Source organism: Nocardia sp. NPDC051463 (assembly GCF_040681975.1).
Taxonomy (GTDB): domain Bacteria; phylum Actinomycetota; class Actinomycetes; order Mycobacteriales; family Mycobacteriaceae; genus Nocardia.
In genome coordinates this window covers 295,042-310,135 of record NZ_JBFBAB010000004.1, presented here as the reverse complement: position 1 = coordinate 310,135, position 15,094 = coordinate 295,042, and the positions used below count along the sequence as shown (strand labels likewise).

Sequence of the window (15,094 nt, the reverse complement as noted above, 5' to 3'; positions counted from 1 at the left end):
GTCGGGTGCGAATCTAGGCCCGACCAGCGAATTGTGAGCCAACACGCCAAGTGGTGTCGTTGACGACTCGCGGTACCACTTCTACCGTCGATAGGTGACCTTCAGAAGCGAGACATGCGCCATCCCCTCGATTGTGCTGAACGACGGGAACATCATCCCGCAGCTCGGCTTCGGTGTATTCCAAGTGCCACCCGATGATGTTTTTCCGGTGGTCACCGCCGCATTGGAGGCCGGCTACCGCAGCATCGACACCGCCGCCATCTACGGCAACGAAGAGGGTACGGGCCGCGCCATCCGTGAGTCCGGCCTGCCGCGCGACGAGGTCTACCTGACAACGAAGCTGTGGAACTCCGAGCAGGGTTACGACTCCACGCTGCGCGCCTTCGACGCGAGCATGCGGCGGCTCGGCCTGGAATATCTCGATCTCTTTCTGATCCACTGGCCGGTCGCGCAGGCCGATCGCTACATCGACACTTTCCGCGCCTTCCAGGCATTGAAGTCGCAGGGCCGGATCCGATCGATCGGCGTCTCGAACTTCACCCTCCCCGATCTCGAGCGGCTCATCGGCGAGACCGGCGAGATCCCGGTGGTCAACCAGATCGAGCTGCACCCGCGGCTGGCTCAGCGCGAGCTGCGCACCTTCCACGACAACAACGCCATCGCCACCGAGGCGTGGAGCCCGCTCGGCCAGGGCACCCTGCTCGACGACCACACCATCGTCGCCATCGCCAACGAGGTGGGCCGTACTCCCGCGCAGGTGATCATCCGCTGGCACCTACAGCTGGGCATCATCGTGATCCCGAAATCCGTCACCCCGGCGCGCATCGCGGCCAACCTCGACGTTTTCGGTTTCGAACTCACCCCCGAGCAGATGGATGCGATCAATGCGTTGGACACGGGCGCACGGATCGGCCCCGACCCGGCGATGTTCACGGCCGGCTTGATATAGCCAGATACTTGCTGAGCTCCACCGCGGCGGCGCGGCCCGCTCGGTTCGCGCCGATGGTGCTGGCCGACGGGCCGTAGCCGATGAGGTGAATGCGCGGGTCGTTTGCGACCTGCGTGGCGAGGCGGCCGGTCATGGTGATGCCACCGCCGGGGCCGCGTAGGCGCAGTGGCGCGAGGTGGTCGAGGGCGCTGCGGAATCCGGTGGCCCAGAGGATCACATCCGCGTGCTGGAACGAACCGTCGGCCCAGCGCACGCCGTCCGGTTCGATGCTCTGGAACATCGGACGTCGCTGCAGCGCACCTCTGGCCTGTGCGGCCCGCAGCCGGTCGTCGAGCCGCAGTCCCGTCACCGAGACCACCGAACCCGGTGGCAGTCCTCGTCGCACGCGGTCTTCGACCATGGCGACGGCAGTGCGGCCATCCTCCTCGGCGAAGGGGGTATCCCGGAACGTCGGTTCGGACCTCGTGACCCAGGTGGTCGTCGTGACCTGGGAGATCTCGTCGAGCAGCTGTACGGCGGAGACGCCGCCGCCGACCACGACGACATGTTTGCCGGTGAATTCGTCGGCAGTGCGGTAGCCGCGGGTATGCAGTTGTCGTCCCGCGAAGGTCTCCGCACCCGGGTACCGCGGGATGAACGGATGCTCCCAGGTTCCGGTGCCGTTGATCAGCCCACGCACCCGGATCGTCCCGGGGGAGTCGGTCTCGACATTGAGGATTCGAGCATCTTCCGGATCGCTGTCGACGCGGCGATCACAGACGACCTTGACCGATACCTGTCGTCGAACCCTCAGGTCGAAGCGTTTTTCGTACAGCTCGTAATACCGCGGGACCGCGGTGGCCGCGGGCGCGGACTCCGATCCCTCCGGCAGTGTCTCGGCGAACGACATCCCGGGCAGATCGTGCACCCGATTCACCGTGGTCAGCGTCAGTGACGGCCAGCGGAACTGCCAGGCACCGCCGGGCCCCGGTGCGTGGTCCACGATCAGGAAGTCGCGTTCGGCACGCAATCCGAGGCGCTGTAAGTGATAGCCGGCCGACAGTCCTGCCTGACCGGCACCGATCACCAGGATGTCGAAATCAGTCGGCACAGCCGCCGATCGTAGCTGTTACCTAGTGCCTGACCGGTCTGTGCCGGCGACTGTGGCAGAGTTGACTGTAACCACTCGAACCGGTCAGTTGGGGAGGATGCAATGCTCGGTGTCAGCCGCGATGGCGACGTAGTCACCATCGAATTGCAGCGCGAGGAGCGTCGCAACGCGCTCAACAACGAATTAGTGGCACAGCTGAGCGAAGCAGTGCGGACGGCGGCCCAGGACGCGCGAGTGATCGTGCTGACCGGGCGGGGCCCTATCTTCAGCGCGGGCGCGGATCTGTCCGGCGTCTACTCCGACGAGTTCCTCACTGGTCTGCTCGACATGCTGCACACCATCGAGACGGTTCCGGTGCCGGTGATCTCCGCGATCAACGGCGGCGCGCTCGGCGCGGGCGTGCAGATCGCCTTGGCCTCCGACCTTCGAGTGCTCGAGCCCGATGCCTACATCGCGATTCCCGCGGCCAAGCTCGGCATCACCGTCGATCGCTGGACCGTCCGGCGGCTGGCGTCACTGATCGGTGGCGGCCCCGCTCGCACCGTCCTGCTGGGTGCGGAACCGATCTCAGCAGCCGACGCCTACGCCTTCGGCTTCGCCAACAAGCTCGGCACGCTCGCCGACGCGCAGGCATGGGCGAAGTCGATCGCCGGACTTGCGCCCCTGTCGCTGCGCCACATGAAACTGGTGTTCAACGACGACGGCACCCGCGATCCGGACAACCAGCTACAGCGTGCGGCGCTGCACGCCGCGTGGAACAGCGCGGATGCCCGAGAGGGCCGCTTGGCCAGACAAGAGAAGCGCGCCGCGAAGTTCGTGGGGCGATGACATGAACCTGAAGACGATCATCGGTGCCGCCGCGGGCGTGCTCGGTGTCGCATGGGTGGTGCGCGCGGTGTGGGATATCCCCTCCGCGATCGGTGCCTCGATGTCGGCCATTCAGCCGTACGCCTCCGGTGCCGCGAGCTACCGCAATCGCCAGTTCCACAACACCGAGACCAGTAGTCAGATCGTCGCGGGTTCGGCGCTTTCGTTGTTGTATTCGGCGATGACCCGGCGCAACGCCGGTCGTCCGCGCGGGGTGATTCCGCTGGAGACCCCTGCGGTGCCGTCGGCGGCCGCCGATCTCGCGGTCACCTGGTACGGGCACGCTTCCGCGCTCGTCGAGGTGGACGGGTACCGGATTCTCACCGATCCCGTATGGAGCGAACGGGTTTCGCCCTCGGCGATAGTCGGCCCGACGCGGATGCATCCGGTCCCGACGCCGTTGTCGGAGCTGCCGCCGGTGGACGCGGTGATCATCTCCCACGATCATTACGACCATCTGGACAAGGCCACCGTCCGGCAGCTCGTGGTCGGTCAGGCGGCGCCGTTCCTGGTGCCCATCGGCATCGGCGCGCACCTGCGGCACTGGGGTGTTCCGGAGCATCGGATCATCGAATTGGATTGGGGCGGTTCGATTTCGCTGGCGGCACTCGGTCGCGAGCGGGATGGCACCGACCTGGTGATCACCTGTACGGAGGCTCGGCATTTCTCCGGCCGGGGACTGGTACGCAACACCACGCTGTGGGCCTCCTGGTCCCTCGTCGGTCCGACCCGCCGGGTGTATTTCGGCGGCGACACCGGCTATACCAAGGCGTTCGCCGAGGCCGGTGCGGCGCTCGGCCCGTTCGATCTGACGTTGCTGCCGATCGGCGCCTATGACGAACGCTGGCCCGATGTGCACATGAACCCGGAGGAAGCGGTGCGCGCCCACGCCGATCTGTGCGCCGGCGACCCGGGCCACGGCATGCTGGTGCCCATTCACTGGGCGACCTTCAATCTGGCCTTCCACGGATGGTCGGAGCCGGTGCGCAGGATGGTCGAGGCGGCGCGGGCGGCGGGCACCTCGATCGCGGTGCCGATGCCGGGGGAGCGTGTTCATCCCGATGGCCTCCCAGCACGGGATTCGTGGTGGGAAGATGTGGGTTAGGCAACAGGAAGGAACGATGGCATGAGTCTCGTGGACAGTCTGAAGGGCCTGGTCGACAAGGGTAAGGACGCGGCGGCCAAGAACGCCGGAAAGATCAACGAAGCGGTCGACAAGGCCGGCGATTTCATCGACGACAAGACCAAGCACAAGTACTCGGACAAGATCGAGAAGGGCAAGGAGGCCGCCAAGAAGGTGGTCCCGCCGGAGCAGCCCGGTCCGCAGGCTTGATGTACGGCGGGGGCCTGTTCGTGGCGGTCCCCGCCAGTAAAATTCGGTTATGGTGACCCGCCGCACCTTCGGTGGCAGCTCGGGCCTGCCGGGCATCGAGGTTGAGTTGAGCAACCTCGACAAGGTGCTGTTTCCCGCAACCGGAACAACAAAAGGCGAGGTCATCGCCTATTATTCGGCGATCGCCCCGGCCATGCTCCCGCATATTGCCTGCCGCCCTGTCACCAGGAAACGTTGGCCCAACGGCGTCGACGAGTCGTCGTTCTTCGAGAAGAACCTTGCCGCACACGCTCCGTCATGGCTGCAGCGGCACACCGTCGAGCATTCCGGCCGCCGCGTGGTCTATCCGGTCATCGATTCCGAGGCGGGCCTGGCCTGGCTCGGTCAGCAGGCCGCGTTGGAAGTCCATGTGCCGCAATGGCGTTTCGACGGCGACGAGGTCGGTCCCGCGACCAGGTTGGTGTTCGACCTCGATCCGGGGCCGGGCGCTGGCCTGGCCGAATGCGCAAAGGTCGCGCTCGGGGTGCGCGATATGGTCGAGGGCATCGGGCTGCGCGCGTTCCCGGTTACCAGTGGCAGCAAGGGAATTCATATCTATGTGCCGCTGGATCGCGAGTTGAGTCCTGGCGGTGCCTCGACGGTGGCCAAACAGGTGGCCACGAATCTCCAACAGCTGCACCCGGATCTGGTGACCGCGACCATGGCGAAAGCGGTGCGGACCGGCAAGGTCTTCGTGGATTGGAGCCAGAACAATCCCGCCAAGACCACGATCGCGCCGTACTCGCTACGCGGCCGTGCCCATCCCAATGCCGCGGCGCCGCGCAGCTGGTCGGAGATCGAGAATCGGAAGAAGCTGCGGCACTTACGCTTCGATGAGGTTCTCGCGCGCTGGCGCGACGACGGCGATCTGCTCGCCGGGCTCGATCCGCCGCTGTCGAACACCGACGCGCTGACGAAATACCGGTCTATGCGCGATCCAGCGCGGACCCCCGAACCGGTGCCTGCCGCAGTATCGACTTCGGGCACCGGTGATCGGTTCGTCGTTCAGGAACATCATGCGCGGCGGTTGCATTGGGACGTTCGGCTCGAACGCGGCGGAGTGCTGGTGTCGTGGGCTGTGCCGAAGGGCCCGCCGACCTCGTCTGAGCAGAATCGGCTCGCTGTGCACACCGAGGATCATCCGCTGGAATACCTGGACTTCCACGGTGCGATCCCGAAGGGTGAGTACGGCGCCGGCGAAATGACGATCTGGGATTCGGGCACCTACGAGACCGAGAAGTGGCGCGACGACGAAGTGATCGTCGCGTTTCACGGCACCCGGTTGCGAGGGCGCTATGCCCTGATCAAGACCAACGGCAATCAGTGGCTGATGCATCTGATGCACGAGCAGTCACCACCGGCCGATGACACCGACAGCGACAGGCCGAACGGACGTGGCAGGGCTCGCACCCCGGCGCCGCGGTCGAGCGGCCCCGCGCCGTTTCCGCGTGGTCTCGAGCCGATGTTGGCGACCCACGGCGAGGTCTCCGGTCTCGATGCCGCCGACTGGTGCTTCGAGACCAAGTGGGACGGCTTCCGGCTGATCGCCGAAATCGATTCCGGCACACTCACCTTGCGCAGCCGGGCGGGCAATGTCGTGACCAGTCGATACCCGGGGATGCGCACGCTGGCCACAGAGCTGGCGGGCCACAACGTTGTGCTCGACGGTGAGGCCGTGGTGTTCGACGACCACGGCGTCGCCAATCTCGGCCTGCTACAGGCCGCTGCCGCGCGGGCAGTCTTCGTCGCCTTCGATGTGCTGTACCTCGACGGAACTTCGCTTGTCCGCAAACGGTATTCGGATCGTCGGCGGGTGCTGGAAGCGCTCGCCGCGCAGGCGCCCTCGATGCTGGTGCCGCCTCGGTTGGACGGTTCGGGCGCCGACGCGCTGCACTACAGCAGGCAGCAGCGGCTGGAAGGTGTGGTCGCCAAACGCAAGGACTCGGTCTACCTGCCAGGCAAGCGCGGGCACTCCTGGGTGAAAGAGCGCAACTGGCGCACCCAGCGGGTGGTGATCGGCGGCTGGCGGCGCAGCGCGGCGCGGGATTTCAAATCGCTGCTCGTCGGCATCCCGCACGCTGGCAGGCTGTATTACGTGGGCCGGGTCGGCACCGGCTTCAACGAGTCCGACATGAGGGACCTGGCCACCCGGCTGTCGAAATCGGAGCGCAAAACCAGCCCGTTCGACAACGACCTGACTACGGAGGAACGCAAGGAAGCAGTCTGGGTGACACCGAAACTGACCGGAACCGTGCGCTTCATGAACTGGACCGAAACCGGCCGACTCTGGCATCCGGCATGGCTGGGCCTGTCGGACTGATCTCGTCGACCGCGCGGCCGGCTGTTGAGCGAACCGTCGGTCATTGCCCGCCGGAAACCGACGTCACGCCGCCCCTGCGCGCTCGGGTTCGACCAGCGACCGGGGGCCACCATCGCGGCGCGGCTTTCGACAACCCGAAGCCGACGGCCACTACTGACCAACACGACTTGAACCTGGCAGGGAAGAGGGCAGCCGTCCTTGACTTTTCGGAAGTCGCGCACCGGGTTCCGGGCCGACCCCGAGCGTCGGCGGTGATGTGCCGGCCGACGAAATGTGGGTGGCTCTTGGGTACGGTTGATTCGCTGTTGTGTCGGATCGACACTGTGTTGGCTCGCGAACAAGGAGTGCCCTGTGGATTTCAAGAACCTGGCGAACAAAGCGATGGACCTGGCCCAGAAAAACGCGGACAAGGTGGATACGGTCATCGAGAAGGCGGGCGATCTGGTCGACAAGAAGACCGACGGCAAGTTCGCGAGTCAGGTCGACAGCGTTCAGGAAGCCGCCAAGAAGGCAGTGCGCGAGCAAGGGTGAGCGCCGGATCGCGGTAGTCGACCGGGGCCTTTCGATTCCCCGGGTCGACGATTACCTCGCACGCGAAGCTCAGGCGGGCTCGCCTGCCAGTAGCGGAAGAATGGTCGCGGTGTCGGTCACCATGGCGTGGCCCTGGAACTCGAATTCGTCGTAGGCCCGGGTCATTGCTTCCTTGTCGCGGCCGCCGCAGGCGTCGCTGATGACAATCGGCACGAAGCCTAGATCGGTCGAGTGGGTGACTGTCGGGGCGATGCCGATCTCCAGCGCGACCCCGACGATGGCGTATGCGCCGATGCCGAGGTCGCGCAGTACCGCGGCCAGGGGCGTGCCCTCGAATGCCGACATCGATGTCTTGTCGAACACCACCTCGTCGGCGGTCGGTCGGAGCTCGGGGACCAGTTCGAAGGCCGGGGTGTCGCGCTGCAGGATGAACTTCACGTCGTCGACCGAATCCGCCTGCTGCCAGCTCATCGCCATCCGCAGCGCGAACGCCCCACTCAGCCTGCGCGGCAGGAAGAAATGCCGCAGGAAGATCACCGGATAGCCGCCGCGGCGGGCCGCCTCGACTACGCGCGCCACCCGCTCGATGATCTCCGCGCTGTCCGGAAGTTGGCTGAGCACGCCGACCTGCATGTCGTAGACGATGACGGCCATGCGGTGCGGGGCACACACATCGGCGAGTTCTTCGGGTATGTCCAGTCCGTTGCCGTGTCGCAAGGTCAGCTCAACTCCATCCTCGATACCACGAACACCGTCCGGACCGGTTCCGGCGGTGATTCGGTTGCGCTTGCTATTCGATTGTGCGCAGGGCACTTTCGACCCCACTGTAACCATGGATGACCAGGACGACTGCGGCGGTGGGCTTGCCCGCAAGTGACCGTTGCCGGGCTGGTGAGTTCCGCAGTACCGTGGTGTCCTCGAGGCCGTGCAGAGTCAGCGCCCACACCACCCGGCGTCACTGCTTCGCGGCGCTTCGGAATATGGGAGGCCCCGATGAAAATCCTCTGTGGAAGGTGGGGTGCCGCAACACCGGCCGCGATTTTCGCTGCCGTCGCGATCGTGATCGCGGCCTCGGTGGCGATCGCGCCCGCTGCTGGAGCACATGTGCCGCGACCCGAGGTCGATCCTTTCTACGCCGCACCCGCGGACCTGGCCGACTATCCGGACGGCGCGATCACGCGCTCGCGGCAGATCCCGCTCTACGGTCTGCCCCTTCCGGTTTCGGCGTGGCAGGTGCAGTACCGGACCAACGACGCGAGCGACCGGCCGGTGCCGGGGATGACCACCGTGATGGTGCCGAACCTGCCCTGGTTCGGCCCGGGCGAGAGGCCGCTGCTGTCCTACCAGACCGCCGAGGACAGCCTCGGTAGCCAGTGCGCACCGTCCTACGCCCTGCGCGGCGGACGGGAGATCGGCGGTATCAGCACCTGGATCGACACCCCGTTCATGGCCGCGGCGCTGCTGCGCGGTTGGGCAGTGGTGATCAGCGACTACGAGGGTCCGCAGTCTCGATTCCTGGACGGGGTGAACTCGGGGCGCGGCGTGCTCGATGGCATTCGCGCGGCCCGCGCCCTCGCGCCGGGCGGCGTCGGGCCGACAAGTCCGCTAGGGGCGTGGGGCTACTCGGGTGGTGCGTTCGCCACGCTGTGGGCGGCACAGATGCAACCGGACTACGCGCCCGACGTCCGGTTCGCGGGCATCACCTCCGGTGGCGTGCCTGCGAACTGGCCCGCCATCGCCAGGGGGGGCGACGGCACCGTCCAGGCCGGTCTCACGATGCTGGTCGTGCTCGCGGTCGCGCAGAACAACCCGGACGCGGGCATCGTGGAGATGCTCAACGACCGTGGTCGCACGATGCTGGCGGAGGACGCGACCGCCTGCGGTTTGGATCTGGTCCTGAAGTACATCAACGCTCGGGTCGACGATTACACGGTCGAGCCGAACCTGTTATCGCACCCGAACTTCCGGGCGGCCACCGATCCGCAGGAGCTCGGGGCAGGCGCGCCTGCCGCGCCGACCTACCTGTACCACAGCACGACCGACGACGTGATCCCCGTGGCAGGCTTCACCGGCCTCCTCGACCGATACTGCGCGCAGGGCGCCGATATCAGCTTCGTGCATTCGCTGCTGCCGAGCCATAATCCGACCGCCGTCGGTGAGGCCCCCGGTGCGATGGCCTTTCTCGCCGACCGGTTCGCGGGTGTGCCGGTCGCCCCCGGCTGCCACGGCGGGTGATCGACGCAGTTCCACGCCCGACTCCTGGCCCTGGGCCAACAGTCGGACCGAGATCGCCGAAGGTATCCGAAAGACCCGTGCGCTCTGCCTCGGGCAGCCGAGCTCTCAGATACGGGAATAACCGAGAATCGGCGAGCCGATGTGGATTCGGCGAGGCGAATACGCGAGGGTGGGTTCGCTTCCGGTCACAAAGAATCAGGGGAGGTCCTCCGGTGGCTGTCGACAATGCCCACGGCGAACGGCGGCTGCGGACCGGACGAGACGGTGTCGCTCGGCCGACGAACTCCGAGCCTCTGAGGGCAGCGATCCTTCCGACAGGTGGCGCAGGCACCATGTGTGCGCTCGAGGTTGTTCGAGCCAGCCCGGCAGATGCGGACAATTTGTGCCGCGCGCTTTTGGTCGGCAACCGCAAGGCCTTCGAACGGCTACCCGGCGCCGAAACCGGTGGCGTGGACCGCGTGATCACAGACATGGAATCACGTTTTGCCGACGAGTATCCGAAACGTCTATCCGATGGCAGCACAGTGTTCTTCGTCGCCCGAGTGGACGACAACTTCGCTGGATACCTCGAGGCTGTGCCCCTGCCGAACGGCGACTACCGGCTGCGGGCCTGGCATGTGCTGCCGGAATATCACGGTCGCAAGGTCGGCAGTCGCCTGATGCGTCATTTTCTGGAATTCGCGGGCGAGGTCGATGTCTACTCGCACACAACGATCGGCAGTGAGTCCGAGGACAAGTATCGGTACTACGGCTTCGAGGAAGACCTGAGCGTGCCGCCGGACCACGACAGCCGTGAAACGCCGCCCCCGATGGCACGGGCCGGTCTGATAGCGCCCCAGATTCCTCTGGTCTGCCGGCGGCGATGTAGTTCGGCCTGGCCGTAGGTGGCCCGGTTTCAGCGGATCCCGCTACGGCGCCATGGTCTGCGGCTGCACAGGAATGCGGTGATCACCCGCCGATGAACACGCCGGTGCCGACCACGGCTCGGCACCGCAGCATGGGCTCGGTTGTCAACTCGCTCCGACCAACGACCACGGCGAACCAACACAAAACAGCACGACGACGGACAGCACACAGAACAGGCGCGCATCGAAGTCGAATGACTTCGATGCGCGCCTGTATCAAGACTTGTCGACCTAGCGGACCGGGTTCGCGTCGGCGAACTTCGTGGTTCCCGGCGGGGCGGTCAGGGTGCTGACCAGGTCGATGCCCGCGATCACGAGTGCGGGCCCGCCCACGACGATGGTGCCGATGACGCCACCGATCGCGGCGCCCGCGATCACGCTGGCGATCACGGTCGGTCCGCCGGCGATGCCGGTCAGCCCGACCAGGGCGCCGATCACCGTGCCGATGAAACCGCCCACCGCCGTAGCGATTCCGAACTGCGCGAGAAAGGTGTCCTGGGCCTGCTGGTTCTCCGAGGGCGAGGCGATTGCGGTCAGCGGCGCCGGGTGGGCCTGCGTGTAGTTCTTGACCGGGGTCAGCTCGAGCACCCGGCCCGCGTTGTGTACCGCGTGCGGCAGTGGGAACTCGAGTCCGTCCTGGCGGAACGACAGCGGCATCGTGAGCACCGTGTGGCCTGTCGGGTCCTTGATGTCGACCGAATTGCCGGCCACCTCGAATACCCCGCCGGTCAGCGTGGTGACGACCTTGCCACCGACCAGCTTTGTCTCGTACCCGATCTCGGGTGCGGGCGCCGGCTGCGCATGGGAGGTGCCCGCGCCGACCGCCATCGCGGCGATGATCGGGACTGCGGCCGCAGTGATCTTGCGGAGAATCATTGGGGTGTTCCAATCTTCATCAGGTTTCAAGCTCTACCCAACGCCACACACGCCGAAATTTCTTCCCCCGACGTGTATGCAGAGACTCGAGGTGATCCACAGAACAGGTGCTGCGAAGGTCACCGTACCGCGCGGACAGGTGTTCGGACCGTAATTTGAGGGGTAATCGTTTCTGTTTCAGGTCACGAAATCCCCTATAGCACTTGGCTATACAGCCAGGCGCGGTCAGTTCAACACATTGATCGCGCGCGCGATCACCAGCGCCGCCAGGACAAGTGATATCGCCGACTGCGCCATCATTATCATTTTCGCCCATCGTGACATGGGCATGACGTCGGTCGGGCTGAAGGCGGTCGCGTTGGTGAACGCCAGGTACAGATAGTCCACGAACTGCGGCTCCCATTCGGGCTCGGCCAGTTCCGGGTTCTGCATCTGTACGAACAGGAAGTCCGGCAACGTTTTGCGCGCATGCGCTCGCGCGGCGGGACCCCCGCGGTCGAACTCCCAGTAGCCCAACCCGAACACGACCACATTGGTCAACCAGATGGCGCCGCCGGAGCCGAGTAATTTCGCCGGGTCATCGCTGAGGGTCCTATCGATCAGTCCGACCACCAGCCGATCCGCCGACCACGCGGTGGCCAGCGCCAACAGCACGATGAGGGCCAGCCCGCCCCACCGAAGCCAGATCTCCTCGCGGTCGATCCGCACCGGATTCGCCAACACGAGGAACCCGAGCACCACCACCTCGAGCGTGGGCAACAGCCAAGTGGGCTCCGGCATGAACTGATTCGGCAGCAGCACTTGCAAAACCACGATCGCCAGCACCGCGGCGGTGGCCGCGATCCGCGATTCACCCGCCGTCTTGCGCTGCCAGGCCGGAACGGCGTCGTCGCTGTCGGTCACACCGGCCAGTATCGCCCCGCCGCGGGCGAATTCGACATCTGCCACGCGTTGGTCGCGACCGGTCGTGCCGCATCGCGATCAAGCCCGTCCGATGCCGCGGACGGGCATTCGCCGGGGCGGTCAGAGCAGCAGATCGAGCCCGATCGCGCCAGCGCAGACGGCCACGACGACGGCCAATGCCATCGCATCGCGGCGACCGAGAACGCTGGGGTGCGCAGTGAGTTGGCCGGTGCCGCCGCGGGCGGTGATCGCCTCGCCCAATTCGCCTGCGCGGCGGGTGGACACCGCCATCGCGGCGGTGAGGATGTCGATCAGCGGATTATCGGCGGCACGCTGGAGCATGCCATCCTTCGGCCGCAGCCTGCGGGCTGCACGCAGGACCCGCATCTCGTCCATGAGCAGTGGCAGACCGCGCAGGGTGAGGGCTACGACAACGGCCCATTCATCCACGGGCAACCGGAGTCTGCGCAGTGGCGCCGCCATCTTGGCGAGGGCGGGCGCGACATCGCCGAGCGGTGTGGTCCAGGCGATCATGAGCGATGCGGCGAGCAGGACCAGACCGAAGGTCACGACCTGCGCGTAGCGCAGCAGGGCCGCGCCGTCGACCGTGGCATTCATCAATGCGCCGACGCCGAGCAGCGCCCAGAACCACCAGGGCAGGCGCGGCAGTGTGCCCAGCGGCAGCCGGGCGATGACACCGATGAGCAGCAGAAACACCACGACTACGCCGAGCACCGGCCACGACGGCTGGAACATCAGCAGCAGGCTGATCAGAAACGCCGCAATCATTTTGGTGCCCGCCCACAGGCTGTGCACCGGGCTGGACACCGGAACTTCGCGAAAGAGGACTGCGCTCATCATCGCCCTCCGTGCTCGAGGCGCCACGCTGTCGCGGCACGTGGATCGAGGCGTTGTGTGGGGGTATCGGACACCTTCGCGGGGTCGGGCACCGGTGCGGTCCCGAGGATGCGTCCGGACTGTAGGTGCACGGTCCGGTCGCACACTCCGGCCAGATCGTCGACGTCGTGCGATATGACGATCAGGGTAAGACCGGAATCGCGGAGGCGAGCGAGGAGTTCGACGACATCGGCTCGACCCTCGGGGTCCAGGCCCGCGAGCGGTTCGTCGAGTACGACGACTTGCGGATGGCTGGCAACGATCGCCGCGAGCACCACCCGCTTCGCCTGCCCGCCGCTGAGCTCCTCGATGGATCGCGCGGCCAGCCGCCGATCCAGGCCGACGGCGTCCAGGGCGCGCCCGACCGCGCCGGAGCCGGTGGCCCGCCCGCCCCAGTCGGCGATCTCCGCGCCGACCGTCTGCTTCTGCATCTGCAACCGAGAATGCTGGAATGCCAGCGCGACTCGGCCGATGCGTTTGGCGATCGGCTTGCCCGCGAGTTCGCAGCGGCCCGAGCTCGGTTCGATCAGTCCGGCCATGATCCAGGCGAGGGTGGATTTGCCCGATCCATTGCCGCCGACGATCAGCAGTGCTTCACCGCGCCGTACCGAGAGGTCGACCGAATGCAATGCCGGTGTTTCCCAGGGGGTTCCACGGTTGTAGGTGTGTCGGACATCGCGCAGCTCGAGCACTGGCTCGCCCATGGGCCTGCGGCGCGCGTCATGTACCGGCGGTGGCCAGGCGGGCAAGTGTTCGACAGTGCGCCCGCTCGACAGGTGCACCACCCGATCGGCGGCCGCGGCATCGGCTTCGTGATGGGTGACCAGCACCACCGCCATGTGGTGTCGTTTCGGCAGTCCGGCCAGCAGTGTGACCAGGTCCCGACGGCCGTCGGGATCGATCATCGAGGTGGCCTCGTCGGCGATCAGCAGCGCCGGACGTCGTGCCAGCGCCGCGGCGACCGCGAGCCGCTGCTGCTGGCCGCCGGAGAGGGTGGCGGTCTCCCTGTCGCCCATGCCATCGAGGCCGACCTCGCACAGCAGCGCATCGATATCGACCGCGGTGGCCAGCTCCTCGGACAGGCCCCAGACCACGTCGTCGGCCACGAGTACGCCGAGGGTCTGGCTCTCGGGTCGCTGCAGCACCAGCGCGGTCCCGCCGAGGTGGCCCAGGCCTGCGGATCCCGGACGGTGCACGGTGCCCGAAGTCGGTGGGTGACCGGCGAGCAGCCGGGTCAACGTCGATTTGCCGGAGCCGTTGTGGCCCACGATCGCCACGAACTCATCGATGGCGACGGTGAGGTCGATGCCGTGCAAGGCGTCCACCGTCGCCTCCGGATAGCGGAAGGTGACATCGCGCAGCGTCACCGGCAGCGGTGCGATGGGGCGGTCGTCGGGCGGCGCATCGAGCCGATCGCGGCCGGGCAGGTCGGCGAGCCGGTCCAATACCGAGCTGAGGACAAACCAGGAGAACACCGCGCTCAGCACTATCCCGATGGTCACCGCGGCGGCGAACCAGACCCACCACGATGCGATCACAGCGTCGGTGAGGTCGGCGGCGAGTCGCCCGAGCGGCTTCAGCTGTGGCTGCCGTGCGGTGAGGTCTTCGAAGCCGTGCGCGAGATTGCGGATGCTATCGAACAGCAGGTCGCGGGACCGGGAGAAAACCAGCAGGTTTCCGACGGCGAAGGCGGCCCAACCCAGCCCGGCGAGCATCGCCAGTCCGAGCACTGTGACCAGCCCGCCGCCACGGCGCTTGACCGTGCCGATGATGGCAGCGAGAGTGGCGGAGCTCACCAGGCCGATGACAGGCGCGATGCCCGCGGCAACGAAGGTGACCAGTGCGGCGGCGATAGTGGCGGTGAGCAGGGCACGCAGGCGATAGCGGTAAGCCAGCAGGCCGAGGGGCACCGCGGCGACCAGTTGTAGTCCGGCGGCGAACGGGATCACCGATCCGATCGTGACCAGGGCTACCGTGACACCGCCCAGCACCGCGCCGGTGGCCAATTCGATCGGGCGCAGCGGTCCGCGCTCGATGGGGCCTGCGGCTGGTGGCAGATCATTCACGCAACAAGTCTGCCCGTTCGAACCTCGCCGCGCTCGGGCCCACCGCGGATGGCGCTGCCGTCGCCTCGATCGGCCCCGTCGGG

At 66.6% G+C, this 15,094-nt stretch carries 14 protein-coding genes; 8 read left to right on the top strand and 6 right to left on the bottom strand.

The window, feature by feature from the left end; translation table 11 throughout:
- Nucleotides 1-94 precede the first annotated feature (94 nt).
- Nucleotides 95-949: an aldo/keto reductase gene (locus AB0M74_RS09795; protein ID WP_364904083.1), complete on the top strand. Its 855-nt coding sequence runs from the start codon at nucleotides 95-97 to the stop codon at nucleotides 947-949.
- Here AB0M74_RS09795 and AB0M74_RS09790 read toward each other — a convergent pair.
- Nucleotides 930-2,039 carry an NAD(P)-binding domain-containing protein gene (locus AB0M74_RS09790; RefSeq protein ID WP_364904081.1) on the bottom strand — a complete coding sequence of 370 codons (1,110 nt, stop codon included), beginning with the start codon at nucleotides 2,037-2,039 and terminating at the stop codon, nucleotides 930-932. The two genes, AB0M74_RS09795 and AB0M74_RS09790, sit on opposite strands and share 20 nt — an antisense overlap.
- Nucleotides 2,040-2,141: 102 nt before the next feature.
- Here AB0M74_RS09790 and AB0M74_RS09785 point away from each other — a divergent pair, with 102 nt between their 5' ends.
- The 5 genes from AB0M74_RS09785 (at nucleotide 2,142) to AB0M74_RS09765 (ending at nucleotide 7,129) form a co-directional block, all read left to right on the top strand.
- Nucleotides 2,142-2,867 (top strand): enoyl-CoA hydratase, encoded by a 726-nt coding sequence (locus tag AB0M74_RS09785; RefSeq protein ID WP_364904078.1) that lies wholly within the window; start codon nucleotides 2,142-2,144, stop codon nucleotides 2,865-2,867.
- Between the two features lies 1 nt (nucleotide 2,868).
- Complete coding sequence (locus tag AB0M74_RS09780) at nucleotides 2,869-4,011, top strand: MBL fold metallo-hydrolase (protein WP_364904075.1); 1,143 nt, start codon at nucleotides 2,869-2,871, stop codon at nucleotides 4,009-4,011.
- A gap of 21 nt (nucleotides 4,012-4,032) precedes the next feature.
- Nucleotides 4,033-4,239, top strand: coding sequence for an antitoxin (locus AB0M74_RS09775; RefSeq protein ID WP_364904072.1), 207 nt, complete (start codon nucleotides 4,033-4,035; stop codon nucleotides 4,237-4,239).
- 49 nt (nucleotides 4,240-4,288) lie between these two features.
- Nucleotides 4,289-6,598 (top strand): ATP-dependent DNA ligase, encoded by a 2,310-nt coding sequence (locus AB0M74_RS09770; protein WP_364904068.1) that lies wholly within the window; start codon nucleotides 4,289-4,291, stop codon nucleotides 6,596-6,598.
- 351 nt (nucleotides 6,599-6,949) lie between these two features.
- Nucleotides 6,950-7,129, top strand: a complete 180-nt coding sequence (locus AB0M74_RS09765; RefSeq protein WP_364904065.1) for an antitoxin — start codon at nucleotides 6,950-6,952, stop codon at nucleotides 7,127-7,129.
- Nucleotides 7,130-7,198: 69 nt separating this feature from the next.
- Here the strand turns inward: AB0M74_RS09765 and AB0M74_RS09760 are convergent, their stop codons facing one another.
- Nucleotides 7,199-7,942, bottom strand: coding sequence for an isochorismatase family cysteine hydrolase (locus AB0M74_RS09760; protein WP_364904062.1), 744 nt, complete (start codon nucleotides 7,940-7,942; stop codon nucleotides 7,199-7,201).
- Nucleotides 7,943-8,122: 180 nt separating this feature from the next.
- Here AB0M74_RS09760 and AB0M74_RS09755 point away from each other — a divergent pair, with 180 nt between their 5' ends.
- Both AB0M74_RS09755 and AB0M74_RS09750 read left to right on the top strand, forming a co-directional pair.
- Nucleotides 8,123-9,364, top strand: a complete 1,242-nt coding sequence (locus AB0M74_RS09755; protein ID WP_364904059.1) for a lipase family protein — start codon at nucleotides 8,123-8,125, stop codon at nucleotides 9,362-9,364.
- Nucleotides 9,365-9,696: 332 nt separating this feature from the next.
- A complete protein-coding gene (locus tag AB0M74_RS09750) occupies nucleotides 9,697-10,248 on the top strand; it encodes a GNAT family N-acetyltransferase (protein WP_364904057.1) in 552 nt (183 codons plus the stop codon).
- Between the two features lie 252 nt (nucleotides 10,249-10,500).
- Here the strand turns inward: AB0M74_RS09750 and AB0M74_RS09745 are convergent, their stop codons facing one another.
- From AB0M74_RS09745 to AB0M74_RS09730, 4 genes are all read right to left on the bottom strand, one after another.
- Entirely contained in the window at nucleotides 10,501-11,145 is a 645-nt protein-coding gene (locus AB0M74_RS09745; protein ID WP_364904054.1) for an ammonium transporter, read from the bottom strand.
- A gap of 225 nt (nucleotides 11,146-11,370) precedes the next feature.
- Complete coding sequence (locus tag AB0M74_RS09740) at nucleotides 11,371-12,093, bottom strand: hypothetical protein (RefSeq protein ID WP_364904051.1); 723 nt, start codon at nucleotides 12,091-12,093, stop codon at nucleotides 11,371-11,373.
- Between the two features lie 75 nt (nucleotides 12,094-12,168).
- Nucleotides 12,169-12,906, bottom strand: coding sequence for an energy-coupling factor transporter transmembrane protein EcfT (locus AB0M74_RS09735; protein ID WP_364904167.1), 738 nt, complete (start codon nucleotides 12,904-12,906; stop codon nucleotides 12,169-12,171).
- Nucleotides 12,906-15,011 (bottom strand): ATP-binding cassette domain-containing protein, encoded by a 2,106-nt coding sequence (locus AB0M74_RS09730; RefSeq protein ID WP_364904048.1) that lies wholly within the window; start codon nucleotides 15,009-15,011, stop codon nucleotides 12,906-12,908. The genes AB0M74_RS09735 and AB0M74_RS09730 overlap by 1 nt, the downstream gene beginning before the upstream one ends.
- Between the last annotated feature and the right edge of the window lie 83 nt (nucleotides 15,012-15,094).

Excerpts from the sequence above, each read along its gene's own strand:
- AB0M74_RS09785 (WP_364904078.1), top strand. The coding sequence starts at position 2,142 with ATGCTCGGTGTCAGCCGCGATGGCGACGTAGTCACCATCGAATTGCAG.
- AB0M74_RS09780 (WP_364904075.1), top strand. The coding sequence starts at position 2,869 with ATGAACCTGAAGACGATCATCGGTGCCGCCGCGGGCGTGCTCGGTGTC.
- AB0M74_RS09775 (WP_364904072.1), top strand. The coding sequence starts at position 4,033 with ATGAGTCTCGTGGACAGTCTGAAGGGCCTGGTCGACAAGGGTAAGGAC.
- AB0M74_RS09770 (WP_364904068.1), top strand. The coding sequence starts at position 4,289 with ATGGTGACCCGCCGCACCTTCGGTGGCAGCTCGGGCCTGCCGGGCATC.
- AB0M74_RS09755 (WP_364904059.1), top strand. The coding sequence starts at position 8,123 with ATGAAAATCCTCTGTGGAAGGTGGGGTGCCGCAACACCGGCCGCGATT.
- AB0M74_RS09750 (WP_364904057.1), top strand. The coding sequence starts at position 9,697 with ATGTGTGCGCTCGAGGTTGTTCGAGCCAGCCCGGCAGATGCGGACAAT.
- AB0M74_RS09745 (WP_364904054.1), bottom strand. The coding sequence starts at position 11,145 with ATGATTCTCCGCAAGATCACTGCGGCCGCAGTCCCGATCATCGCCGCG.
- AB0M74_RS09735 (WP_364904167.1), bottom strand. The coding sequence starts at position 12,906 with ATGAGCGCAGTCCTCTTTCGCGAAGTTCCGGTGTCCAGCCCGGTGCAC.